This is a genomic window from Lentzea sp. NPDC051213 (assembly GCF_044455585.1).
Taxonomy (GTDB): Bacteria; Actinomycetota; Actinomycetes; order Mycobacteriales; family Pseudonocardiaceae; genus Lentzea.
Genome location: NZ_JBITEX010000008.1, coordinates 104,254 through 129,431, shown reverse-complemented (window position 1 = coordinate 129,431; position 25,178 = coordinate 104,254). Strand labels below are relative to the sequence as shown.

Genomic DNA, 25,178 nt, shown 5'->3' with positions numbered 1-25,178 from the left:
GACGCCATCCACTGTGGACAAGTCAGCACGGCACCAGAACCGTTTGTTCCAAGCCGATTCCACCGAACGTCATCGTGGCATCGCGGGCACCTCCCACGCCGAGAAGCGCGTCATCACACGCACGGCAACAGACGTCGGCATCGCCCGCAACGCGAAGTTCCGCAACGCCAGCGCGACCGGTGACCGCACCCCGATCCCGAACCGCCCCGCCATCCGCGAACCCCGCCACACCTCCTGCGCACGAGGCCGCCGCACCGCGTCGTACCGGGCGAGATCACCGTCGCACGCGGCCAGCGTCACCGCGTCCTCCAGCGCCATGCACGCCCCCTGCCCCAGGTAGGGCGTCATCGCGTGCGCGGCATCACCGAGCAGCGCCACCCGGCCCGACACGAACGTGGGCAACGGCGGCAGCTCGTAGATGTCGTGCCGAATCACTTCCGGGGTCGAGGACACCAGGTCCGGCAGCGGGTCGTGCCAGTCGGCGAACAGCTCTGCCGGGTCGAGCGAGGCCGACGGCGGCGCCACCGCGGCGACGAACCAGCAGACCCTGCCGTCTCCCAGCGGCAGGACGCCGGCCTCGCCACCGGGACCGAATGTCTGCGTGATCTCCAGGTCGCGGGGACCCGGCGCCACCCCTCGCCACGCCGTGGTCCCCGCGTACACCGGTCCCGGCGCGCCGGGCAGCAGCTCCGCCCGGAGGCGGCTGTTGATGCCGTCCGCCGCCACCACGAGGTCGGCGTCCAGCTCCTCAACGCTCGTCACCTCGACGTTGTTGAAGAGAATCTCGGGCGGCAACGCGCGCAGCAGCACCCCGTGCAGATCGGCCCGGTGCATCGCGATGACCTTCTCCTGGCCGACCTCGGGTAACCGCACCAGCCAGCGCCCGTCCGACGATCTGATCCCGCCTGACACGCGCGGAGTGCCGAGCCGTCGAGCCTCGTCGGCGACGCCCATCCACTCCAGCGCCCGCAGCGCGTTGGGCATCACGCCCACACCGGCGCCGATCTCGCCGAACACCGCCGCACGTTCGTGGACGACGACCTCCCAGCCCACCCGGCGCAACGACACCGCCGCCGCCAGCCCGCCGATGCCGCCACCCACCACGATCGCCTTCATCGCACTCTCCTCTACACCTGTAGAGCCAATCTACACCTGTAGAATGCGGCTGCAGAGAGACGAGGGGCACAGTGCGGAAAGACCTGATCACCGACGCCGCGATCGAGCTCGTGGCCACGTCCGGCATGCGCGGCCTCACCCACCGGGCGGTCGACCGGCAGGCCGGTCTGCCGGAAGGCTCCACCAGCGCGTACTTCCGCACGCGCAAGGCGTTGATCGAAGGGTTCGTGGAACGGCTCGCGGTCCAGGAGCAGCAGGAGATCGTCCTGGACCCGGACGACCTCGCCGGCAGCCTCGCCAGGACGATCGACGGCTGGCTGGTCGAGCGGAACCGGACGCTCGCGAGGTACGCGGCGATGCTCGAGGCCACGCACCATCCCGAGCTCAGGACGATCCTCGTGCACTCTCCGCGCGAAATGGTCAACTCGCTCGCGCAGGCGTTGGGTCACGAGGATCCGGAAGCGTCCGGCGGGCACATCGCGGCGTTCCTGGAAGGACTGCTCTTCTACCGGCTCGTCGGCGGCGGCAGCACGGCCGGACCGGCGCCGGGCACCGAGGAAAGCCTGCGGGACCTGAAGAACGCCATCGAAAAGGCGTTGCGACCGTAGGTACCGTGGGTCTCATGGGATTCGGGTACGGGGTCTTCTACCTCTGATCCAGGACGTGTGCCACCACACCACGTCCTGATTTCGCGTACCCAAAAGAGGATCCACCATGCGCAAGCATGTTCATCTGTCGACCCACGACATCACCAAGGGCTATGAAGAAGGCCCGGTCGTCGACGGCATCGACCTCACCATCTCCGCGGGCCAGCGGCTCGGCATCATCGGCGAGAACGGCCGCGGCAAGACCACGTTGCTCAGGCTGCTCGCCGAGGACCTGGCGCCGGACCAGGGAACTGTCACCCGGCACGGGTCGTTGAGCCTGGTACGACAGGAAATGCCGTTCCACGACAGCGAAACGGTGGGGGACCTGCTGTCCGAAGCGCTGCGCGAAAGCCGTCAGGCACTGTCCGAACTGGACAGTGCCGCGGAGCCGTTCGACACGCAACGCTACGAGAAGGCACTGGCCCACGCCGAGGACATCGAGGCGTGGGACGCCGAACGCCGCGCCACCATTGCCCTTGAGGCGCTCGACGCCGACCACGACAGGTCCACGGAGCTGAAGCGGCTCAGCGTCGGCCAGCGCTACCGGGTCAGGCTCGCCTGCCTGCTCGCCGAACGCGCGGACGTCCTGCTGCTCGACGAACCGACGAATCACCTGGACGCCAACGCACTCACGTTCCTGACCGAACGCCTCCAGCAACATCACGGCGTGGTCGTCCTGGTCAGCCACGACCGGCAGTTGCTGGACGACGTCTGCACGCAGCTGCTCGACCTCGACCCGGCGCCGGACGGCGAGGTGCACCTGCACGGCGGCGGCTACCGGGCGTTCAAGGAAGCCAAGCGCGCGGAACGTCAACGCTGGGAACAGCGGTTCGCCCAAGAAGAAGCCGAACACGACGAGCTGACCGACAAGGTCGAACGGGCGCAGAGCCGGCTGCGGGACGCCTGGCGGCCGCCGAAGGGCGCGTTCAAGCACAAGCGCAGCACCCGTGCGGCGAACAAGATGCGCAACGTCGCACGGAGGCTCGACGAGCTGGACGACCAGCGCGTCGTCGCTCCCCCACCGCCGTTGCGCTTCGCCCCGCCGGACCTGGAGGCCAGCGGCGACCTGCTGCACGCCACGCCGCTCGAAGTGCCGGGAAGGCTGAGCCTCACCGAGCCGATCTCGCTCAGCGCGGGCGAGAAGCTGCTGATCACCGGCCCGAACGGAGCGGGCAAGACGACGCTGCTGAACGTCCTGGCCGGCCGCCTGAAACCTGTGGTGGGCACCGTTCACCACGTCGGCGAGGTCGCCCTGCTCGCCCAGGAGTCCACGTTCGAGAACGAGGACGCCACGGCACGACAGCTGTGTTCGCGGGCAGAGGAACTCGGTCTGCTCAGAGGAAAAGATCTCGCGCGCCCGGTCGGCCGCCTGTCCACTGGACAACGCAGGCGCCTGGCGCTGGCGGTCCTGCTGAGCAGCGGGCCGCACGTCCTGCTGCTCGACGAACCGACCAACCACCTGTCGATCGCCCTGGTCGACGAGCTGACCGAAGCACTCCGGCAGACCAAGGCGGCCGTGGCCGTCGCGACCCACGACAGGCAGATGCGGACAGATTTCGGGTCGTGGCGGTCCGTAACCCTGGATTCACCTTCACGAAGTAGTGAAAGTTCTGTAGCTTCGGAAGTAGGTCTTCTGCTGAGCACTGGGAGGTGTGCGAGATGACCGAATTGATCTCCGCTGAGCTGCCACTGGAACGCCAGAACCCGTTCGACCCGCCCGCCGAGGTCACCGAGATCCGCGGCAAGTCCCGCATCAGCAGGCTGCGGTTCGCCGACGGCCACCTCGGCTGGCTCGTCACCGGTCACCACCAGGTGCGGGAAATCCTGGGCAGCCCGAAGTTCAGCAACGAGCCGGAGCGGTTCCACCTGCTCGACAAGCGGTTCCAGGGGGAACTGCCCGAAGAGGAGGAGAAGCGCAAGGCCCAGCCGGGCATGTTCCTCAACCAGGACCCGCCGGACCACACCCGGCTGCGCCGGATGCTGCAAGGCCAGTTCACCGTCAGGCGGATGAACCAGCTGTCCGAGTGGATCGGCACGATCGTCGACGACCAGCTCAAGCACATGCGGTCGCTGGGCGACCGGGCAGACCTGGTGAAGGAGTTCGCGCTCCCGGTTCCGTCGCTGGTGATCTGCGCGCTGCTGGGGGTCGACTACGACGAGCGCCACCGGTTCCAGGAGGACACGGCGACGATGCTGAGCCTGGACTCCACGTTCAAGGAGGCCATGGCGGCCTTCGAACGCATCCAGGAGTTCATGCGCGAGCTGATCGCCCGCAAGCAGGCGAATCCGGGCGGCGACGACATGATCAGCGACCTGCTGGCCACCGGGGAGCCGACCGACGAGGAAGCGTCGAACATGGCGCTGCTGCTCCTGCTCGCCGGGCACGAGACCACGGCGAACATGCTGGGCATCGGCACGTTCACGCTCCTGCAGCACCCGGACCAGCTGAAGATCCTCAAGGACGAGCCGGAGGTCATCGACAACGCCGTCGAGGAGCTCATGCGGTACCTGTCGATCATCCACTTCGGACCGATGCGGTCCGCGCTCGAGGACGTGGAGATCGACGGGCACCTGATCAAGGCCGGTGACTCCGTGGTGATGCACCTGGCGGCGGCGAACCGGGACCCGGAGAAGTTCTCCGGCAGCCCCGACGAGCTCGACCTGCGGCGGCCGGCGACCGGGCACGTGGCGTTCGGGCACGGCATCCACCAGTGCCTGGGCCAGCAGCTCGCCCGCATCGAGATGCGCATCGGGTTCACCAAGCTGTTCCAGGAGTTCCCCGACCTGCGGCTCGACGTGGAGCCGGAGGAGGTGCCGTTGCGCACCAACATGGGGATCTACGGAGTTCACTCGTTGCCAGTAGCGTGGTGAGCATGAAGATTTCCGTCGACCAGTCGAAGTGCTGCGGTTCCGGGATGTGCGTGCTGACGGACCCGGACACCTTCGACCAGAACGAAGAGGACGGCACGGTCGTGCTGCTGGAGGAGCACCCCGACGCCGAGCACCAGGCCCTCGCGAAGGAAGCGGCGAGCCTGTGCCCGGCGAGCGCGATCACGATCAGTTGATCCGCACCAGGTAGCCGTTGGAGAGCAGCCAGGCGACATTCAGTGCCCCGTCGCCTGGCACCAACGCCCTGTCCAGCTTCTGCTGCAGGCCACCGCCGGACTGCTCGAACCACGGCGCGATCGGCCCCTCCCACACCGCGAACGCCTTCGTCACCTGGTAAGCGTGGTAGTTGCAGCGATACGCGGGGTCGAACGTGTAGAGACTCTGCGGCGGAATCGCGCGCGTCGAGTAGTGCGCGCCCTTGTGCGCGAGGAACCCGCCGAACTCACTGCCGAACCGATCGAGCCTCGTGTTCTTCTGCAGGGTCCTCTTGTACTTGATCGGCGCGCCGTCCGGCTTGAGCCAGAACCCGTCCTGCGGCGGGTAGTTCCAGCCGGTCCCGTTCCAGTACTTCGCGAGGAACGCGTCCTTCCCGAGGTCGCCGAACCGCTTGTACCCCGCCACGAGCGGGCCGACGGGTTGCTGGGTTGGTTTGGGCAACGTCTCCGGCCCGAGCCGGTTGTCGCCTTGGAAGGCGCCCGCGCACACCTCGGGGGCGGCTTGAGCACTGACTCCGGCATTCACGCCGAACAGGACAAGAGTCGCGGTGAAGAGCGCCGCTAAGAGTCGTTTGCCTGCGAACATGCTTCGCATCCTGGCGCAGAAGATCGTTGCGCGCACTATCCTCATCCGCATGAACATCGCGCCCGGCTGGTATCCCGACAACGCCGACCAGCGGTTCGTGCGGTGGTGGGACGGCGGCCAGTGGACGCAGCACGTGCAGCCGCGCCAGCAACAGACCGACGCGCACCACGCGGAAATGCAGATGGGCGGCACGGGCCAGGATCGCGTCGCTCAGCAGGTCCAGCGCGCGGGCGCGCAGCAGGCGGGCCAGGGCGGCGGCACGTTGTTCACCGAGCCGGTCCTGGTGGTGAACCAGAAGGCGAAGCTCGTCGAGATGTCGAACTCGTACGTCATCTACGACCAGCACGCCCGCCACATCGGCACGGTGGAGCAGGTCGGTCAGTCCGGCGCGGCCAAAGCGTTGCGCGCCTTCACGAAGATGGACTCGATGCTGGACGTCCGGCTGGAGATCCGGGACGTCGCCGGCCACCCGTTGCTGCGCATCACCCGGCCCGCGACCATGTGGAAGTCCAAGGTGCTGGTCGAACGCGGTGACGGCATGCCGATCGGCGAGATCATCCAGGAGAACGTGTTCGGCAAGGTCCGCTTCGCGTTCGTGGCCGGTGGGATGAAGGTCGGCGGGATCTACGCGGAGAACTTCCGTGCCTGGAACTTTTCTTTGCGCGATCACACCGAGACTGAGGTCGGGCGGATCACCAAGACTTGGCAGGGGATGGCCAAGGCCATGTTCTCCACTGCTGACAACTACGTCGTGCAGTTGCACCGGCAGGTGCCGGATCCATTGCTGAGCATGATCGTGGCGTCCGGGGTCACGGTGGACACGGTGCTCAGCCAGAACCAGGGGTGAGCGCGGTCGGCTGTTCTACTTCACCGGGAACTTCTGCACGTTCGCGTCCTTCAGCCAGCAGGCGAGACTCGGGTCGACCACGGCGGTCCGGGTGTAGATCCCCGAGCAGAACGGCCCCGCGCTCATCAGCTCGGCACGCACTCGCTCGCCGTCCTTCAGGTAGATGAACACTCCGCTCTTGCTGCCCCACGGCACCTCGACTCGACGTCCTCGCCGGTGACCTCCTCGACGTAGTCGCCGTCCGCGCCGTCCAGGCTCACCACGTAGAGCTTGTCCCAGTCCCACGAAGTGAAGTCGGTGAACGGCCGGGAGTCCTACGTTTCCGCTGCCAACCCCATCAACACTGGTGTTTCACCCTCTCAAGTGTGGGCATGGTGCTCAGCCAGAACCAGGGCTGAGCACCGAGTCCACTGTCACGAACAGGGCGGGTTGAACGGAACTCCAGGAAAGAACCGATCCCAGTCGCCCCCGCTGATAGCGGGCACATGACCGCACACCCAAGCCGCCGCCGATTCCGCAGTGTCGAGCGGGCGTTCGGGCACATCCCACAGCAGCACGATGTCGTCGTCACCGCCGGTGGCCAGCGTACGGCCGTCCGGGCTGAACGCGACGGTCGTCACCGCGTTGCTGTGCCCACCGAACGTCGTGACCAGGCGTGGCACCTGCTCGCTGATGTCCCACAGTCGCGCGGTGTTGTCCTCACTTCCGGTGACGAGCATCCGGCCGTTGGGGTGGAACGCGACGGATCGCACGATCCGCTCGTGGCCGGTGATCACGCCGACCTCTTTGCCCTGCCGGGAATCCCACAACCGGACGGTGTTGTCCTGGCTCGCCGTGGCCAGCAACGTGCCGTCCGGGCTGAACGCAACCCACACGACCGCCCCGCGATGTCCTTTGAGGACAGTTGGCCGCGCGGGATCCGCGAGGTCCCACAGCAGCACCGAACCGTCCCAGCCCGCGGCCGCGACCAGACGTGAGCCCGGCGCGAACGCTACGGACACGAGTGAGGTGGTCGAGCCGGTCAGCGTGATGGGATCCGCGCCCCAGAGCTTCACGGTCTTGTCGGTGCTCGCGGTCGCGACCAGCGAGTCGCCGCCGAACGCCACCGCGTTGACGTCGCCGGAATGTCCACTCAGGACGCGACGCTGTTCGGTGCCCTGCCACAGCCGCGCGCTGCCGTCCCAGCTCGCGGTCGCCAGTGTGCCGGTCGGGCCGAACGCCACGCCGTTCACCGTGCGGCCGTGCGGCAGCACTCCCGACGGCTTGGCGGCATGGAGGTCGGCGAGGTCCCAGAGCCGGGCTGTGCCGTCGTGGCTGCCCGACGCCAGGGTGCGTCCGTCGGGTGAGAAGGCCACGGAGTTCACGTGCCCGGAGTGCCCGCGCAGCGCCCCGTACGCGACGGGGAACGCCCCGAGCAGGCAGTCGTGGGCTTCGGCGGTGCGCGCCAGCTGGTATGCCGAGAGGCAGAGCTGAGCGGCCAGCGCTGGATCTGTGCGCCGCACCTCGACGGCTTTGGCGGCGGCGACCTGGGACAGCGCGACGTCCCGCAGGCGCAGCGACGCCCGCTCGGCCCGCACCGCGACCACGACCGCGCCCGCCGCGAGCACCAGCAGCACGCTCAGCACGGCGACGGTCCTGCGCAGCGCGCGTGCCCGTCGCGTCTCCGCGGCGTGGCTGGCGTCGAGAAACCGGCGTTCGGGTCCGGACAGCAGCCCGCCGTGCCGCGCGGCCCAGTCCCTGGCGAGGCTCAGCCGGGTACCTCGGTACAGCGCACCGGGATCGTGGCCGAGCGACCGCCACTCGCCGGCGGCCTCGGTGAGCTGGCGGTGCAGCCGCAGGCCGTCGCGGTCCTGCGCGAGCCAGTCCCGCAGCCGGGGCCACGACCTGATCAACGCCTCGTGCGCGATCTCGACGTGGTCGCGGTCGAGCATGACGAGCCGGGCGCTCGCTAGCCGGTCCAGGACTGTGCCGATGTCGGGATCGTCGTCCAGTTCAGCGCGGGAGAGCACGCGTTTGGTGTCCTCGGTGCCCTGCCCCACCACCGTCAGCCGGAGGAAGAGGTTCCGGCACACCTCGCGCTGTCGTGGGGAGAGCGAGTCGTACGTGGTCTCGGCGCTCTGCGCGAGCGCGCCCGTCAGACCGCCCGCCGCCCGATAACCGTCCAGCGTCAGCGTGTTGCCGCGCCTGCGGCGCCAGGTTTCCAGCAGCGCGTGCGAGAGCAGTGGCAGCACCCCGGCCTGGCCGGCGGCTTCGGCCATGATCGTCGCCTGCAGCGCGCCCTCCAGCGCGCAGTCGGCCTGCACAGCGGGCCCGATCACCGCCTGCCGCAACTCGGTCGTGCCCATCGGCCCGACCGTGAGCTGGCCGTCCCGCAGCAGTTCGACGAGCTTCGGGAACGCCGTGCAGTGCGCGAAGAAGTCCGCCCGCACGCCGATGACCACGCGGTGCGGTGCGCCGATCAGCTCATCGACGAACTCTCGTGCCTGATTCTCGTGCCACAGCGTGAAGATCTCCTCGAACTGGTCCACGACCAGCACCGCACCCTCGCTGACCTCCGTCCGCCTGCTCGGGGTGCACACCACCGCGTCGCCGAGGCGCGGGACCAGCCCGGCCCGCAACAGCGACGACTTGCCGGAACCGGACGCACCGAACACCGCCACGAAACGCCTGCGCCCCACCAGCTCGACCAACTCGTCGACGAGCTTCTCCCGGCCGAAGAACCGGTCCGCGTCCTCGCGCTGGAACGCGGCGAGCCCCACGTAGGGAGCCGGACCGTCGCCGCCGTCGGGCACGAGCTCGCGAGCCACCTCGTACCAACGCTTCTCCCACTCGTCGAGCGAGCCTCCGCAGGCACTCACGTACGCGAGCGTCACCTGCAGCGTCGGCAGCTTGCGGCCACCCGCGGCATCGGACAGCGACGCCGCCGAGTAGTGCGCCTGTGCGCTCATCGTGCGGTACGGCGGGCTGCCCGCGTTCGCCCGCAGCTCTCTCAAGTCGTTCGCAAACCGCAGTAACAGACCGTTTTCGCCCACGAGAGGGCGTTCTTTGCGCGCCATCGTCTTCCCCCAGTCCCCAGACCCCCATTGTCCAGGTCCTGTCGTTCAACGCGGGTGGATCGAACCTGAACAACCCTGTGGGGGTACGCAGGACTACGGATTCCACTGGGGAGGAACTGATACATGCGCAGATTCATCGCAATCGCATTAACACTGATGTCGGTCGGCCTGTTCGTGGCAGTCCCCGCACAGGCGGCACCGGTCAAGGTCGAGAACTACGGCAGCCGCAAGTGCCTGGTGGTGCCGGACGCCAACGAGCGGGACCTCGTGCGGTTGTGGCAGCACGACTGCAAGACCGCCGCCGGCCGGTTCTGGACCGTCGACCGGCAACCGAACGGCACCTACCGGATCATCAACGGTGCGACCGGCAAGTGCATGGCGGTACCCGGCGCGTCGATGAGGCACGGCGAGGGAGTGATCCAGTTCCGCTGTCTGGATGCTCCTGACCACTTCTGGACTCTGCACGGCTTCGCGCAGGGCTTCCAGATTCGCCGGGCCGACAACCCCGAACTCTGCCTGGCGGTCGAGGGTGGCACCGACAAGATCGGTGCTTACATCATCCAGTGGCCCTGTGGGGACTGGGCCGACCACTTCTGGAACTTCCGCTGATGCGCCTGATCCACAGTGCGGGCGCGGCGGTGCTGGTCCTGGCGCTCGCCGCGCCCGTTCCCGCCACCGCCGCCTCCGGCCGTGCCGAGTTCGTGGGCCTCGTCGCGGGGCAGGGTGCCGGAGACATCAACCAGACCAGGGACCGGTTCGCGGTGCACGCGACCGACCTCGGGGTGATGTGGCGCGACAGCCGTGGCCGGACGGCCATCGCGTTCGGCGACACCTACGGCGCGGGCTGGGGCGGCAACGGCGCCGGCCCCGAGACCGCGGACTGGCGGTTCAACGTGCTGGCCCACTCGACGGACCAGAACCTCGCCGACGGCCTGCGGATCGACTCGATGGTCACCGACCGGCCGGGTCACGCGAAGCAGTTGCTGGGCGGTGATCCGGACGTCGACGAGGTCACCGTGATCCCGACCGCGGCGATCAGCGTGGGCTCTCGCGACTACCTGCACTACATGTCGGTCCGCAGCTGGGGCCCCGCGGGCACCTGGGTCACGAACTTCGCCGGTCTGGCGTACTCCGACGACGGCGGCGTCACGTGGACGAAGTCCGTCCGGCTCGCGAACTCCGGCACCACGGCGAAGTTCCAGCTCGGGGCGTTCGTGCGGCAAGGCGAGCACGTCTACCTCTTCGGCACGCCGAACGGCAGGCTGGGCAACGCTTTCGTCGCGCGAGTCCGTTCGGCGCAAGTGCTCGACCTCGGCGCGTACGAGTACTGGACCGCGTCCGGGTGGTCGCCGGTCGGCGACCCGATCCCGGTCATGTCCGGCCAGGTCGGCGAGCTTTCCGTGCAGTACAACAGCTTTCTCGGCCGATGGGTCGCGATGCACCTGGACGAGGGCCGAGCGGCGATCGTCCTGCGCACCGCACCGACGCCCACCGGGCCGTGGAGCGGCGGGCAGGTCGTGGCGCACGCAAACGATCATCCTGGCCTGTACGGCGCGTACCTGCATCCGGACAACCACCGCGACCTCTATTTCGCCATGTCGAGGTGGGACCCGTACCACGTCGAGCTCATGCGGTTGCCGCTCAACGGTTTCCCGCTGGATCAGAACCTCGTGCGCAACGGCGGGTTCGAGGACTGGCCCGGCACCTGGCAGGTGAACGGCCAGGGCGGGATCGACCGGGGGCTCGGGCTCGCGCGCACCGGCGCCAACAACGGGTTCGTGCGCAACAAGAGCGGCTGGAACGACCTGCACGAGCAGGTGGTCGTGCAACCGGGAAAGCGATATCGGCTCACCGGCTGGCTGCGCACGTCGGCGTCCAACACCGACGGCTACTTCGGGGTGCGCGGCAGTCAGCGGGCGGAGCAGAAGTTCGGGCAACTGGGGCAGTACACGAAGTTGACCGTCGAGTTCCTCGCCACCGACGCGAACCTGGAGGTGTTCGCCGGCACCTGGGCGACGCACGGGGACACGTGGGTACAGGTCGACGACGTGGTGCTCGAACAGACCGACTGATCACAACAACTGGGGAGTGCTCATGAAGTTCGCCAAGATCGCTGCGGCCTCGGCGGCAGCACTGATGGCGATCGGGCTGTCGCCCGTGGTCGCCAACGCGTCCGACCCCACCGTTCAGGTCGTGAACACGTTCTACAGCCTGGGCACCGACAGGTGCATGGACGACAGCCATCTCGGGTTCCGCACGTTCCCGTGCAATCCCGAGAACTACCAGAAGTGGGAGGTGATCCCCTCCCAGGGCTACCGCCAGTTCAAGAACCTGGCGACCGGCCGATGCATCACCGACGGCCCCAGGGGGTTCAACACTCAGCCGTGCGTCACCAACGACCGGACCCAGCAGTGGGGTGTCATCAAGCACCACGAGGTGCGCATGACGTTCCGGCTGCGGGACAGGAACCGCTGCATCGACGACAGCAATGACAGCGGCTTCCGCACCACCTCGTGCAACGGCGGCGAGTACCAAGACTGGGTGTAGTCACACATCCAGTCACGACCTGCCAAGTCTCATGGACCTCACGGTCAGGTCTGTCTCACCTGCTGCCGGACGTGGACATCATGGCTGCACTGCACGCAGATAGCGAAGGTGCGACTCAGCGGTGCGGGGAGAACCCCGCTCCGCTGATCACTTGGTCTTGTCGGAGCTCCGGAGATCCTTGAGGATCTGGTAGACGGCGTCCTTCGCCTCGACGTTCACCGGAATCTCTTTGACCGCAATTCGCACCTCCCACCGCCCGGCCAGGCCGTGCACTGCGAACCGTCTACTGTCAGCCGAGCTGGCAATGCACGACTTGTCCGACCCATCTAGAACACCACGGGGGCACAGCATGGGTGTCAGCCGCTCCGCCTCTTCCTTGCTGGGGTAGGCGATCAGGGAGACCAGGAGCACGTCACGGCCATCCCGTATCCACACCTTGCAGCTCTGGCCAGCCTCAGATTCGACCCAGGAGACCTCGAACCCCTGGGTGATGACCGCCAGTGGATCGGGCCTGACAAGGCCAGGACAGCCCGAGTTGATCTTGTCCGCAAGTCCTGCGGGCACATCGACGCCGCACGCGGCGATGGTCATGAGCGCGAGCACCGCGGCGACACTCGCAAATGTGATCTTCATTTATACCCCCGCTACACCACTTATCCACCGTCGCATTTACGCAAAAGATCATTCACAAGCGGGCGTACCGACAATGCGGGATACAAACGGATCAAATCTTCTATTTCACGTCGAACAAAGTTGCATACCCCGCGCGAAAACTGATCAAGTGGGGCGGTCAGCACCTTGGCCGAGAAGTTGGACTCAATACTGACGTCATCGCCAACCTTCTGAAAGATAATACAGTGGTCGACTTCCGTAAAATCGTAGGTGTAACGGGGGTTATCACCGACAGCCAGGGCATCCCTTGCTCCGATCATCGCAGCAACGAAATGAAGTGCAGGCACGGACCCGACGTCGGAAGTCAAGACAGCGTCATCAGAGACTACCTCAATGTCTCCAGGAAAGAAGTACCAGAGCAAGTCGGCGTCACTGGCCTGATCAGGAGCTCGATGATGCTCCCAACCTATAGGATCAAGCAACGACTCTCGCAGATGGTTGATCTTCAGCGACACGGTATCACCTTCCGACTATAGCGGGTACATGGTACTGACATTACCCTCTCCGTCAACCCAGACGCGCATCCTCGTACTTCCATTTTCACCAATTACCCTACCCGGTCCAAAATCGTGATCATGCGCATGGTTGCGAGTCACCGGATCAACACGACTTGGCACTGGCGATCCGCGCACCGCTTCGTTCGCAAGGGATCCGAAATCGTCCGGGTCGAGATCCTCATGGAATTTCGTACCTTTGGCCGGACTGCCCGAACCGTGTCGCGGAAGAATATGCGTATCAATTGTCTCATCCGAAAGCCGGACAGGCCCCCCACAGTTGTGTACCAAGACGGGCGTCCCGTTGGCCACCACATAATACGTGTGGATGTCGTCGATGGTCAGGTTGTGCACGCGCGCGATCACGGTCCGCTTCTTGATCGCGGCCACCTGCACCTGCGTGCCGACCGAGGTCTGCAGCAGCGAACCCACGCGAAGGTCCTTGGCGTCTGCCCACCGGTTCTGGTCAGGTAACCAGAACGGGTGCCGATCCGTGGCGATGATCTTGCCGCCGTCGACCGTGATCTCGACGAGATGCTTAATACCCTTGCCGGTGATCGTCGCCACGACCTCACGCGGACCGGACTCGCCTGTTTCCGGTTCGGTGGCAAAGACTTGATCGCCGACCTTCATCTCGTCGATGCGCTTGGTCGTACCGTCCGCCATCAGCACCGGTGTGTCACCAGTGAAACTGTTGCAGCTGCGTGCAGGAACCTTGGAAGCGTTCCACGCCGCCGCAGCACGCGACGACCGGGCTGCGGCCCGCACCCCCGATCCTGCCCCGCGGCCCACACCGAAGGAGAGTCCCCCGAGGATCACGAACACGGCGTCCCAGCCGTCCGCAGGCTCGTTGCCCACAGTGAAGGACCATTCGCAGAACCCAGCGCCCGGATTGCTGCTGTTGCAGACGTAGGTGGCCCAGTTCCTTACTGCATCGGCGTATGTTTCGCCTGGCGCCATCATGACAGGCGCCCCGAAGATCGGCCCCCGCTTCATCTCCTCCGCGGTGGGTAGACGATGCCCGAAGAAGACCGGCTGATCCGAGCCGTCACCGGTGCCGAACTCCAAGTCGTACTGCCGCTGCCACTCCTGCTGGAAGTCCTGGTACGAGTGCCCGGATCCCTCCGGCCCACACAAACCGTTCGGTGAGTAGCCACACCCAACGGACTGCTGCGACGATCCGTTTTCGTACCCGTTCTCTTGGTAGTTGTAGAGGTCGCACGAGTCGCAGTACAAGCCAGTCGGATCGCTGAACGAGATCGGGCTGTTGTTGGCGTAGACATAGGCGTTCCACTGCCGCGGATCCGCAAGATCCATGACCGGGTCCACCGAGATGAACCGGCCGAGTACCGGGTCGTACTCACGCGCCCCGATATGAGTCAGCCCGGTGTTGTCCAGCGTTCCACCGACGAGACCCTTGTCCAGCCGCGCAGGCCAAGTCCCCGTATTGCCACGGACCTCACCGAACGGCATGGTGCGGCGGGTCGACACACTCTGACTCAGCGCGTTGATCGTGTTCTGCGCCGTACCGTGCTGATCTGACGACATCCACGTCAACCCGGTCGACGTGCGCATCGCGATCGACTGGCCAGCGTGGGAGTAGTACCTGGTGCAGACCTTCGTGCCAGATGCCGTCGTATAGCGCAGTTCCTGGCCAGGCAGGTACAAGGTCCGACCCGTCGGGTCACGGCGGACCAGCCGGTTGCCGTCCGCGTCATAGACATACGACGACTGGCCCGTCTCGTCGGCGGTGGTGGCTACGCGTCCTTCGCGGTCCCACGTCATCGTCTGCGACGTGCCGCCCGGCGAGGGGCGCGTGAGCGTGTTGCCCACCTCGTCGTAGGTGTAGGTCGCCTGGCGGCTGCCCGCGTTGTCCGTCGTCACCGTCCTGGCGACGCTGTGCTTGCCCGGCGTCGGGAAAGACTCCGTCGTGCGGTCGCCGGCGCTGGTGCCGTGCTCCACCAGCTTCGTGCGGTCGCCGGCGACGTTGTAGCTGTAGGACTGCCAGTACTTCGACGGTCCGCCCAATCCGGCGACAGTCGGGTCGGTCGCGCAGTTGCCGGAACCTGGGGTCCATGCCTCGGTCAGGCGGCGCAGGTAGTCGGTGCGGAAGCACTGAGTGTCCGAGCTGACCGAGTCCGAGACACGAGTGACATTGCCCGCCCAGTCGTGGCTGTACGACACGTTCGCGACGTCGGTCGGTCCGGTCAGCTTCGTCGTCCAGATCTGGGTGAGGCGACGGGTGAACTGGTCGTAGTTGCGCACGATGTTGACCGGGTTTGCGCTGGCGCCGTTGCGCAGCTCGTACTCCGCCAGCTCACCGAGAGGCGTGTAGCCGGTCGAGGGGACGAGACTGGTCAACGGCGAGGTCGCGTAGCCCGAGTTCTGCTTTTTCGGCTGGCCCAGCGCGTTGTACTCGTACTGCAGAGTTTCGACCTTGAGATCGCCCACCGCGGGGATGCGCGTGCTGAGTAGCTGATCGTCATCGTTGTAGCTGTAGACGTAGTTGTAGGTGGCGCCCAGACCGGTCTCCCCTGCCGGGATCGTGAAGTCGGTGGAGGTGGGAAGCTGGTCCGGCCGCATGCGCTTGTGTTCGGTGACGTAGTCGCCGAGTTCGCCGTGGCGCACCGACTTCACCTGTGCACCCTTGACCGAGGTGCCGTTGGCGAGCACGTCGTAGAACCACTCCAAGCGCAACGCACCGGTCGTTGAGTCATCGCGAGTGCTCGTCTTGCGGCCCAACGCGTCATAGGTGTGCGCGAGGACCTCGCCGCGTCCATCCTTTGTGGACACGATGCGGTCCGCGTCGTCATAGGACGACTCGGATGTGCCCTTGTCCGGGTCGACGACACGCACCTGCCGGCCGCGCGTGTCGTAGAAGTACTGCCACTTCTTACCCGAGGGATGAGCGACCTCGGCCAGCTGGCCCTTCCGGTCGTAGGTGTATTTCGTCGCGTCGAAGCCCGTCGTGGCGCCCGCGACGACGCCCGAGTGGTACTGGCGCAGCTCCGACTTGCGGCCCTGCGCGTCGGCCAGAGTCGAGGTCACGACGCCACCGGCAGGCGGCGTCACGTCCGTGCGGTCACCCGCGTAGTAGGTCGTCGTGCGGAACAGCTCATCACCGCCGGGACTGGCGACGGGGACGTTCTTCCTGAGCACCTGGTTGATCTCGCGACCGGCGCCGTCGTACGTCGTCGTGGTCGCAGACGGAATGGTGGTGGTCGGCACGAACAGTGCGTCACTGGAAACGACGTTCGCGGTGTAGGCGCTGTTCGCCCGCTTGGCGCGGCCCGCCGAGTCGTAGTGGGTGTCCGTGATGACCGTGTTGGACATGTTGCCCGACGCGTCCGGCTGCTGAGTCTGACGCGGCCGCAGCAACCCGTCGTACAGCTCGCGTGAGGTGACGTACTGGGCGTTGACCAGCGCGCTTGTCGTGACGACCGCAGGTCCGTCGGTCCGCTCCAGGTAGGAGAACTTCTTGGAGGCGGGCCGGCCGGCCTTTTCCTGACCGGGCTTCCAGACTGCAGTGGTCCGGCCAAGTCCGTCGTACTCGATGAACGCCTTCTGCTCGTTGGGGTCCGTAGTGGACACCGGCGAACCCCACGCGGGTTCCACGGCGGTCGTGGTGGCCCAGCCCACTGTGTTGGTCGTGGTGATCTGGGTGACCGGACCGCCCGCAGCGGGGGTGTACGCCGTGGTCAGGGTTCCCTTGGGATCGGTCAGCTTCGTGACCCTGCCGTAGGCGTCGCGCTCGGTCGACGACTCGGTCAGGTAAGTCGCGGAGGCGTTGACGTACGACTTGAGGGTCTCGGATTTGGTGGGATCGCCCTTGGTCGGCGCGTCACCGTGCGCCTGGCCGTCGTAGTAGGTCTTGAGGTCTCCGGCGGTGTCTGCGTCCTGCAGGCCCACGCCCGACTTCGCCTTCGCGCAGTCGACCAGGAAGTCGCGCTTGCGCGATACCTTGCCGATCAGCCAGTCCGACGTGTTGTGCGTGTAGTCGATCAGAATGCACTTCTCGTCGCCCGTGACCGCGTCGTCGCCACGGTCCTCAGTCTGCGTCGCCGTGCCGTAGGTCTGGTCGAACTCGGTGACCTGACTGGTCGTGCGGAAGCCACGGCCGCTGTCCAGCGCGGTGCGCGTGTGCTTGCTTGCGGACTGAATGTAGCGAGCGTGAACGGTGACGCCGTTGATCGTGCGGTTCGCCGTCGCGTCCGACTGCCACGGCACGTTGACGGTCGCCGACACCTCGGCACCATCGGGCCCGTTGTAGATGATCTCCTCACGCATCATCCCCGTGAAGGCGTCCTCATCGTTCACAGCGGGAACGCCGCCGACGGTGATCGCCGGCATCTGCACGTTTCGCGTACCCGATGGCAGCTTGTCGCCGTGCATGCCGCGGAAGTAACGCCTCTCGGTCAGCGTCTGCTCACCGGGATCGCCCAGACGCGTCTTGACCGCGCCATAGCCGCGCCACACCGACCACGTCTTGTCCTCGGCCTTGACGAAGCCGTCGTCATCGGAGTAATGCCACGCCGGGTCTCCGACGTACTCGTACTGGGTGAGCACGCGCACAGAGCCACCGGTCAGGTCCGACTCGGTCATGCTCGTCACGACGTACTTGTGGAAGTAGTCCAGGATCGGGTCCTTGTTGCCCTGCGGCGTCCAGCGCACCGGGTAGCAGCGCAGGTTGTTGTCCTGCAACGCGTCCTTGTTCGGCATCCGCGAGCCCGCCACGCAGTCCGCGTCGGAGTACGTGACGTCGACCTGGCCACCGCTCTCGGTGAAGATCGTCTTGAGACGCCACCACTTCATCGCCGCGAGCTGGTCGGAGTGCGTGTCGACGCGGTTGCTGAGCTGGATGCCCTGGAAGCGGACGTCCGGCACGGTGGTCTGCTGGCCCACGAGGCCCACCCGCGAGATCTTGTCCAGCCACAGGCCGGCGCGGGTGCCGTCACCGGGATCCGGGAACGAGTGGCTCAGCGTCCACTTCTCCACTGCGTTCCCGCTGACCTTGGCGGTCACCGAGGCCAGGCGCTTGGTCCCCCAGAACGTCGGGGAACTGTAGTAGCACGGGCTCGTGGTGCACTCCTGGTCCCATGGCGTGTCCGGCCAGTGCGCTGCGTCCTTCGTGCCACAGTCGGCAAGACAGCGATCGGCCGGTTCGAGGGCCACCTGCATCGGGGCGTTCTCAGTGCGGTCAGTTCGAGTGCCGTAGTCGATCTGCTTGAGTACCGACGCGCGGTCGTACTCAGCAAGATCAGCCGTGGAGTTGTTGCGGCCGTACTTGTTCGTTTCCTTGTCGTAGCTATACGTCATGGTGTTGCCGTGCGTGTCCACGACGTACTCGAGGTTCCAGCGGTACGGCTGTGAGCAGAACGAGTCTTTGAACAACGTAGCCGCGCACGGCTCACCCGCGTGATTGCCCGCCACCGGAACGTTAAGCACCGACTGAGCGCCACGACCGAACCAGTGCTGCGTGCCGTCAGGCGTGGTGACGACCCAGTGCTCACCGTTGCGCGCGCCGTTGTCCGCGCCGGTGCGGAACTCGACACGCGTGCCGTCGTCGTTGCGCAGACGCCAGCGGTTCGACGGCGCGGCTTCCTTGATCAGCTCACCGCCGTGCCCGGTCATCGACAGCGTGGCGTTCTCGCTGCGCCAGCACAGATCACCGGTCTCGGTGGTGTTGCGCGCACCATCGGCCATGTCACCGGCGCAACCGACGTACTTGCGTTCGATGAAGTTCGTGCCTAGATCGAAACCCTCACCGATCCACGACGGCTGGTTGTTCGACGCCGCCATCCGCCCGTCGACGCTCGCCGATGAGTATCCCAGCGTCAGCGACGGCGTCGGGCCGCCCAGCGACGGCGGCATCCGCAGCGGGTAGTTCCAGCTGAAACCACCGGTGTTGCTGCCGGCTGACCACGTTGCCGACGGCGACAGGCTCGTCGCCTTGTAGCTGCCAGAATCGCTGGAGGCACCTGCGGTCAACGCCATGAAGGTGGCGGTGGCAGGGCTCGCCTGCATCGCTGTCACCTTGTTCTTGGCTGAGTCGTTGCGGGACGCGACCTGCTTCGGCGCGCACTCCTGCTTGCTGGGGGTGCTCAGCGCACATTCGGGCAGTTCTACGAGCCGCAGACGAGAAGCCCAGTCAGCGCCATAAGCCCAGCGGAACGACGAGTAGTCGACCTCGACCTTCGCCGAGCCGCCGGACACCTTGAACAGCAGGCCCTCCACACCCGCCTTGCGAGCCTTCTCCCGGTCGAACGTCTCGATCTTGATCTTGTGTTTGGCAGCACGTGCCGTGGCAGGGGCATCGGCCGCGGCCACGGTCAGCGGGGTGTCGGCAACCTTCGCCGGCGATGCGCCGAGATCGACCTCGGCGACCCCCACCTTGGGCCACACCGGCGCGCTGCCTGCGAACGCCTTACCGGTGCGGACATCCACGTTCTTCGAAGCGCCCGCCATCTTTCCCGCGATCACGCGCTCTTTCGCCGGTGTCGGCGGTTTGTACGGTGCCGCGACTGTGGACGGGGGTGTTGCGGTGAGGACAGTGGTCACCAGCGACGCCACCAGCGCGACGGCCAGGCCACGTCTAGGCAGGGCTGTGGGCATGACACAACTCCAGTTGAGGTCAGGGTCGACTGATCAGCCGAAGAACACGCGGGCGGGCTCGTGCCAGCCGGTACCGATCTGGGCGGACTCCGCGTACGGGAACCCGGTGAGGCCGTTGTAGTTCGTCCACGACCAGACGGTTCCGTCCGGGCGGACCGCGATGATCTCGGCTTTGCCGTCGCCGGTGATGTCGGCGAACCAGGTGCGGTCCGGCGTCCAACCGGAGCCGATCTCCTGAGAAAGGTCATAGGTGCCATAGCCGAGCCCGTTGAGATTGTGGAACGCCGACAAGGTCTGCCGCTCGTCGCTGTTCACCGTGATGAGCTCTGCCTTCCCGTCACCGTCGATGTCGGCGAACCTGATCCGGTCCGGGGTCTTGGTGGTGACCTTGACGATCACCGGGGTGGTCGAGAACGCCGTGGACTGGCCTCGCTCGTTCATGCCGAACAGATTGCGGTACACGCGTACCCGGCCGTCCGGGTCGATGGACACCCTGTCCGCGCGACCATCACCATCGATGTCGGCGAAGCGGATCCGGGTCGTCTCGCCTGGCGCCGAACCGATCACCGTGGCGCCGCCGAACGGGAACCCGTTCATGCCGTTGACGTTCTTGAACGCCGTGATCGCGCCGGCCTGGTCGACGCCGATGATCTCGGACTTGCCGTCGCCGTCGATGTCGGCGAACCAGGTGCGCTCAGGCGTCCAGCCCGAGCCGATCGCCTGCGGACTTTCCGAGTAGGCGCCGTTGACGTTGCGGAACGCTCGAACAGTTCCGTCAGCGTCTACAGAGATGATCTCGTCGTAGACGTCGCCGGAGATCGATGAACCCTTGAGCGAGGTCCCGGGAAGCGCCTCAGGTGCGAGCACGCCCTGCCACACCCTCAGGTCGTCGATGTTGCCGTTGAAGAACTCGCCCGCGCTGCTGCGGCCGACCGACAGCACGCCTGTCGAGTTCCAGCCGACCACGCCGGTGACGGTGCTCTTCAGCGCAACCGGGGTGTCCTGGACACCAGCGCTGAGCTTGAGTGTGCGCGCGCTGGCATCGTATGCGGCAATGAGGTGCGTCCACGTGCCTGCGGTCGCGGCGGCTTTGGCCCGCCACCACGTCGTTGGGTTGGTTGAGGAATTCGGCATCTCGGCGCTCCACTGAGCACCGTCGTACTTCAACACAAACGGATCCACAGTGGACGAACCGTGCTGCACCACGACCGTGCGGGGCGATCCTGTACTGCTGACCCTGGCCCACACGTCGACTGAGAACGACTGGTCGGTGTTAAGCACGGCCGCGCTCGTGCTCGCGGAGCTGCTGGTGCCATTGAGCTCCAGGCTCGTGCCACCAACGTTCTCCGGGCCGGCCAGTCCCCACTTGGCTCCGCCGGCGAGGTTCAGCGTCAGGTCACGGCCGAATGGCGAGGAGTCGACCGCAGTGTCACCGCTGCCGTCATTGAACTTCCACCAGCCCACATCCCTGCGGCTCAGCTTGGCGTCGCCCAGTTCCAGCGACTCGTTCTGGGTGATCGTGCGGCTCCACGCACGCACCTCGGCCAGCTCACCGTGCCACGGCTCGACAGCCGCGGAGTTGCGCAGCGCCTTGCCGACCCACACCTCACCCCCAGCGTTGAATCCCTTGCCCGGCTCCAGCACCTCGGTCTTCAGCTGCAGCGTGCCGTCGACGTACAGCCGGACGTCGCGACTGAGGTCATCGTAGGTACCCGTCAGGTGCGTCCACACCGCCTGGGCGGCCGGAGCGTCGGAAATCGCGGTCTTCTGCACAGCGTTCGCTGAATCGTTGTCCGCCAACGAGAAGGTCCACTTGTGCGACACCGAGTCGTAGCCGAGCCGGAACGCCGAGGTCGTGGAACCCTGCTGGCTCACCACAGTGCGGCTCGCCGTGTCGTTGGTCAGGCGAACCCACGCCGAAACGGAGAATCCCTTACTCGTGTCGACGACCTTGGCGGTCGTCGCGCCGTTCGCCGTCGTGCCGTTGAAGCCGACGGACAGCTGTCCACCGACCGTGCGCCCGGCGCGAGCGGGGTCGAGCCCGGTCAGCGTCAGGTCGTGGCCGTTTCCGGTGCCGTCGAAGGACGGGTCATCACCGGCGAACCACTCCGCCTCGTTGCGCTTGGCACCCGCGACGGTGAACCGGAATGTCTCGCGGGTCGATAGCCCTGCCCTGTCGACCGCCTCGAGGAACAGCGTTTTCGGGCCTGCCGACGGGGGCGTCCAGCGCACGGTGTCGCCCGCCTTCACCGTCTCCGTAGGCATGTCCGTGAAGCCCCAGCGGTAATTGACGACGTCGGTGGAGGTGCTGGAGAAGGTGAAGGTGTCGGCGATGCCGAGCGAGCCGCAGCCTTCCGGAGCACAGCCTGATGTCTTGTAGACCGTGGAGGAGAACGTGGGTGCGTCGGGTGCGGTGGTGTCCACGCTGAACCCGCACCAGCCTGACGCTAGGCCCCAGTTCTGCCAGTCGCGGGCGGTGACGCGGAAGACATACGCGCCACCATCGACGAGGCCGACGTCGGCGACGGGCCACTGCTGGCCGCCGTATCCGGTGCCGACCACGCCGGGGTAGAGCTGCCAGCTCGTCGTGCCTGGCAGGTGCGCCACGATGTCGGCAGCATTGTCACTGTTGAAGTCGGGAATCGTCAGCGCGCGGGCGCCGGCCCAGCCGGCTCCGATCTGATAGCTGTTGGGGATGCCGGTGGAGGGCGCGCGCTTGCCGCTGCCGGGGTACAGCCACATCTGGTTGTCGTACTCGGCGATGATGTCCGGAGCACCGTCGCCGGTGCGGTCGATGATGCCGTAGAAGGTGAACGGGCCGAAACCGATACCGATCCGGGCACGCGCCTGGGTAGACGGCGTCCGTGTGCCTTCGCCGGGGTACAGCCAGAGTTCGCCGTTGCTGTCTCTGGCGATCAGGTCCTGCTTGGTGTCCTTGTCGAAGTCGGCCACACCGGCCAACACGTACCCGCTGAAGCCGGCACCGATCTTGGAGCGCTGCTGGGTCGGTGCGGCACGGGTGCCATCACCGGGGTAGACGTACAGGTCCCCGGTCGGGTCATGGCGGGCGAGGATGTCCTTCTTGCCATCGTTGTCCCAGTCAGCGACACCGGCGACGGTGTACTCGTTCCAGCCCGTGCCGAGCAGTACGCGGGCACGCAGTCGCGTTGCCTTGCCTGGGAACAGGTACAGGTAGCCGCCGCTGTCGCGGGCGATCACGTCCGGATGGCCGTCGTTGTCCCAATCTCCTGTGGCGACAAGGGTTTCGGAACGGTCGAGCACTCCGCCGTCAGCAAGGTTCGGCGGTGCCGGGATGTTGGTCTGCGCGACGGTGCCGCTACCCCAGGGGGACGTGTCACGCACCTCCGCAGCCGGCGTGTAGCTGCCGTCCTCGCGAACTCGTGCCCATTCGAAGCGCGCGCCGAGCCCTGTGTCGCCGTCCTGATCGTTGACACGAGCGCGCAGTGTCGGCGTCACCGTCGGCACGAACGAGCTCGTCGTGCAGGGCTTCAGGTCAGCCGACAGCTCGACCGGTGCATCAGGCAGGGTGTTGTAGTCGATAGCGAGCACCGCGGAGCTGGCGTTGAATCGCTTCCAGTAGTTGACGCTGCCCTCGTCGACGTGCATCACGAGCGAGATGTAGCCCCAGTTGTTGGCTGCCGCGTGTCTGACGACACCGCTGAAGTCGAACTCGACGTCACCCGGCCCCGAGCACCCGTGCGCCGATCCGACCTTGCGATTGGCCGCGCTCGAAGCCGACCAGCCGTTGTCCCACCACCCGGGCTGGTTGTTCCAGGTGGTGCCGGTGCCGAACTCGGACGTCACCCGCACGGTGGCGTTGGAGCCACCGTTGTTGCAAGTCCATGCCCACCGCTGCTCAACCCGGAACGACGCACCGTTGACGATCTTGCCCTTCACCCCGGAGGTGTCCATCCGGAAGTACGAACGAACCTTGTACGTCGAGCTCTGACACCTGTTGTCCAACGAGACGCTGTCACAGGTAAGACCCGTGCCCGCGTTGCCCCGGTCGCCCGAATTCGCCAGATAGTCCTGGCCCTGGTTGTTGCGGCCCTGCCAGTACGTCCAGCCTGGGTCCTTGCTGGACACCAACGTCCACGCGTTGTCCGCCACCCGGCCCGTCCACGGCGGATCGATCATCACCGGATACCGCGTCGCCGCATCGCTGAGCATCGCGGCATCAGGAACAACAGTGATCTCGCCGTTCTCCACAGCGATCGGCATGGTCGCCGTGCGCTTCTTCTCCGGCTCAGTGACAGCCGACTTCGTCGACACCCCAGACGCGCCCTCGCCACCCGAGTCCCACATCAGCGGAGTCGGCGACATGAACACAACACGGCCGGACGCGTCCTTGGCCTCCAGTCCGCCGCCGGCCGGGTGCGCCGTGACGCCACTGGTCGCGAACCCGAACCTGACCTTGGCGATCTTGGGGTTCTTCGCCGCCTCCCGGTTCTTCACGACCAGGATCTGCGCGAAGCCCTGCGCCGACGCGGTGAGCTTCAGGTCCACACCAGGCAGCACCTCGGCATAGGTGGCGTCCGAACCGGACAGCACCGGCGCCGGCAACGCCCCGAACGGCCACGTGATCGACAGCTCGCGGTCTCCGTCCCGCAACCGCGCCGCAGGACCCGTACCACCCGCCGAGAACTCCACCGGCAGCACGGCAGCCACAGGCGCCACCTTCGCGCCCGCGACACGCAACGTCGTATCGATCCGCGCCCACGAACCATCAGCCTTGTGCGCCCAACGCGGCTCCACCGACTGCTCCGCGGTGTAACCGCCCCCAGGCTTCGCGAACGTCTGCGCGTTCTCCGAACGCAGCGCGACGATCTCGACCCGCCGGTGGCAACGCGATGCCATCTCCGCTGCTGCCGCCGCGGTCGGCTGCGCATCCACGCACTCCGGCTCGGCCGCCCTGGCTGGCACAAGCACGAACGTCGACATGACCGCCAACGTCACGAACGCGCGCAGGACAAAGCCCTGCGCCTCCCCGGCGCGTCTCAAGTAGAGCCCCCCAAATCAGCCTGCCGCGCCGTCCATCGACGCGACACCGGCGTCCCCCAACGCCGGCCCCAACCCCTCGCGACAGCCAGCTTCACCCACCGCCGAACTGCCAACAAGCGACCATTCGGACTAAGGGGACGCAGTGTGACCAAAGTGTGGCCAGCGATCAGCAGCTAGGACCAGGCGGCTCGCGCGCACTGGTGCGCAACCGACAAATAGAAGGTCGTAAACCACTCAATGCCTTGAGCCCGCACGTGAGCAGACCGTGAACCCGATCCTGGTCAGACACCCACGACTGTTGCTTTGGGCCCGCGCCACAGAGTCGTACTTCCACACCCAATTCACCTCGGGCCCTGTCGTGGCCGGGGTGTTCCGTCCGCTGCGGCACGTCCTGGACCACCAGACGTGGTCCATCGACTTCCGTGGCGTCGAGATCTCGTTCGCCGTCTGCGGCGCCGCGGCCGTGCCGACAACG

Annotated in this window: 16 protein-coding genes; 8 read left to right on the top strand and 8 right to left on the bottom strand. The window is 66.5% G+C overall.

What is annotated here, in order from left to right; genetic code table 11:
* Positions 1-69 precede the first annotated feature (69 nt).
* A complete protein-coding gene (locus ACIA8G_RS32385; protein WP_396422500.1) occupies positions 70-1,116 on the bottom strand; it encodes an FAD-dependent monooxygenase in 1,047 nt (348 codons plus the stop codon).
* 71 nt (positions 1,117-1,187) lie between these two features.
* On the opposite strand from ACIA8G_RS32385, the gene ACIA8G_RS32380 reads away from it, so the two are divergent.
* From ACIA8G_RS32380 to ACIA8G_RS32365, 4 genes are all read left to right on the top strand, one after another.
* Positions 1,188-1,724: a TetR/AcrR family transcriptional regulator gene (locus ACIA8G_RS32380; protein ID WP_396422499.1), complete on the top strand. Its 537-nt coding sequence runs from the start codon at positions 1,188-1,190 to the stop codon at positions 1,722-1,724.
* A 106-nt stretch (positions 1,725-1,830) separates the two neighbouring features.
* Positions 1,831-3,426, top strand: coding sequence for an ABC-F family ATP-binding cassette domain-containing protein (locus tag ACIA8G_RS32375; RefSeq protein WP_396422498.1), 1,596 nt, complete (start codon positions 1,831-1,833; stop codon positions 3,424-3,426).
* A complete protein-coding gene (locus ACIA8G_RS32370) occupies positions 3,423-4,634 on the top strand; it encodes a cytochrome P450 (protein ID WP_396422497.1) in 1,212 nt (403 codons plus the stop codon). Before ACIA8G_RS32375 ends, ACIA8G_RS32370 begins: the two co-directional genes overlap by 4 nt.
* A gap of 2 nt (positions 4,635-4,636) precedes the next feature.
* Positions 4,637-4,828: a ferredoxin gene (locus tag ACIA8G_RS32365; protein WP_396422496.1), complete on the top strand. Its 192-nt coding sequence runs from the start codon at positions 4,637-4,639 to the stop codon at positions 4,826-4,828.
* Here the strand turns inward: ACIA8G_RS32365 and ACIA8G_RS32360 are convergent.
* Entirely contained in the window at positions 4,821-5,453 is a 633-nt protein-coding gene (locus tag ACIA8G_RS32360) for a TNT domain-containing protein (protein WP_396422495.1), read from the bottom strand. The two genes, ACIA8G_RS32365 and ACIA8G_RS32360, sit on opposite strands and share 8 nt — an antisense overlap.
* A gap of 49 nt (positions 5,454-5,502) precedes the next feature.
* Between ACIA8G_RS32360 and ACIA8G_RS32355 the strand changes: the two genes are divergently transcribed.
* Positions 5,503-6,300 carry a phospholipid scramblase-related protein gene (locus ACIA8G_RS32355; RefSeq protein ID WP_396422494.1) on the top strand — a complete coding sequence of 266 codons (798 nt, stop codon included), beginning with the start codon at positions 5,503-5,505 and terminating at the stop codon, positions 6,298-6,300.
* Between the two features lie 15 nt (positions 6,301-6,315).
* Here the strand turns inward: ACIA8G_RS32355 and ACIA8G_RS32350 are convergent, their stop codons facing one another.
* Both ACIA8G_RS32350 and ACIA8G_RS32345 read right to left on the bottom strand, forming a co-directional pair.
* Positions 6,316-6,495, bottom strand: coding sequence for a hypothetical protein (locus ACIA8G_RS32350; RefSeq protein WP_396422493.1), 180 nt, complete (start codon positions 6,493-6,495; stop codon positions 6,316-6,318).
* A 218-nt stretch (positions 6,496-6,713) separates the two neighbouring features.
* Positions 6,714-9,293 (bottom strand): XRE family transcriptional regulator, encoded by a 2,580-nt coding sequence (locus ACIA8G_RS32345; RefSeq protein ID WP_396422492.1) that lies wholly within the window; start codon positions 9,291-9,293, stop codon positions 6,714-6,716.
* Positions 9,294-9,479: 186 nt separating this feature from the next.
* On the opposite strand from ACIA8G_RS32345, the gene ACIA8G_RS32340 reads away from it, so the two are divergent.
* Genes ACIA8G_RS32340 through ACIA8G_RS32330 form a run of 3 tightly spaced genes read left to right on the top strand, consistent with a single transcriptional unit; the run spans position 9,480 to position 11,903 of the window.
* Positions 9,480-9,965, top strand: a complete 486-nt coding sequence (locus ACIA8G_RS32340) for an RICIN domain-containing protein (protein WP_396422491.1) — start codon at positions 9,480-9,482, stop codon at positions 9,963-9,965.
* Positions 9,965-11,428: a DUF4185 domain-containing protein gene (locus ACIA8G_RS32335; protein WP_396422490.1), complete on the top strand. Its 1,464-nt coding sequence runs from the start codon at positions 9,965-9,967 to the stop codon at positions 11,426-11,428. Before ACIA8G_RS32340 ends, ACIA8G_RS32335 begins: the two co-directional genes overlap by 1 nt.
* Positions 11,429-11,450: 22 nt before the next feature.
* Positions 11,451-11,903, top strand: coding sequence for an RICIN domain-containing protein (locus tag ACIA8G_RS32330; RefSeq protein ID WP_396422489.1), 453 nt, complete (start codon positions 11,451-11,453; stop codon positions 11,901-11,903).
* 147 nt (positions 11,904-12,050) lie between these two features.
* On the opposite strand, the gene ACIA8G_RS32325 is transcribed toward ACIA8G_RS32330, so the two are convergent.
* Genes ACIA8G_RS32325 through ACIA8G_RS32310 form a run of 4 tightly spaced genes read right to left on the bottom strand, consistent with a single transcriptional unit; the run spans position 12,051 to position 24,703 of the window.
* The gene (locus tag ACIA8G_RS32325; protein ID WP_396422488.1) at positions 12,051-12,536 is read right to left on the bottom strand and encodes a hypothetical protein; all 486 of its coding nucleotides are present in this window, start codon (positions 12,534-12,536) and stop codon (positions 12,051-12,053) included.
* A gap of 20 nt (positions 12,537-12,556) precedes the next feature.
* Entirely contained in the window at positions 12,557-13,030 is a 474-nt protein-coding gene (locus ACIA8G_RS32320) for a hypothetical protein (protein WP_396422487.1), read from the bottom strand.
* A gap of 15 nt (positions 13,031-13,045) precedes the next feature.
* Positions 13,046-19,681, bottom strand: coding sequence for a polymorphic toxin-type HINT domain-containing protein (locus ACIA8G_RS32315; protein WP_396422486.1), 6,636 nt, complete (start codon positions 19,679-19,681; stop codon positions 13,046-13,048).
* Between the two features lie 33 nt (positions 19,682-19,714).
* Positions 19,715-24,703 carry an FG-GAP-like repeat-containing protein gene (locus ACIA8G_RS32310; RefSeq protein ID WP_396422485.1) on the bottom strand — a complete coding sequence of 1,663 codons (4,989 nt, stop codon included), beginning with the start codon at positions 24,701-24,703 and terminating at the stop codon, positions 19,715-19,717.
* Between the last annotated feature and the right edge of the window lie 475 nt (positions 24,704-25,178).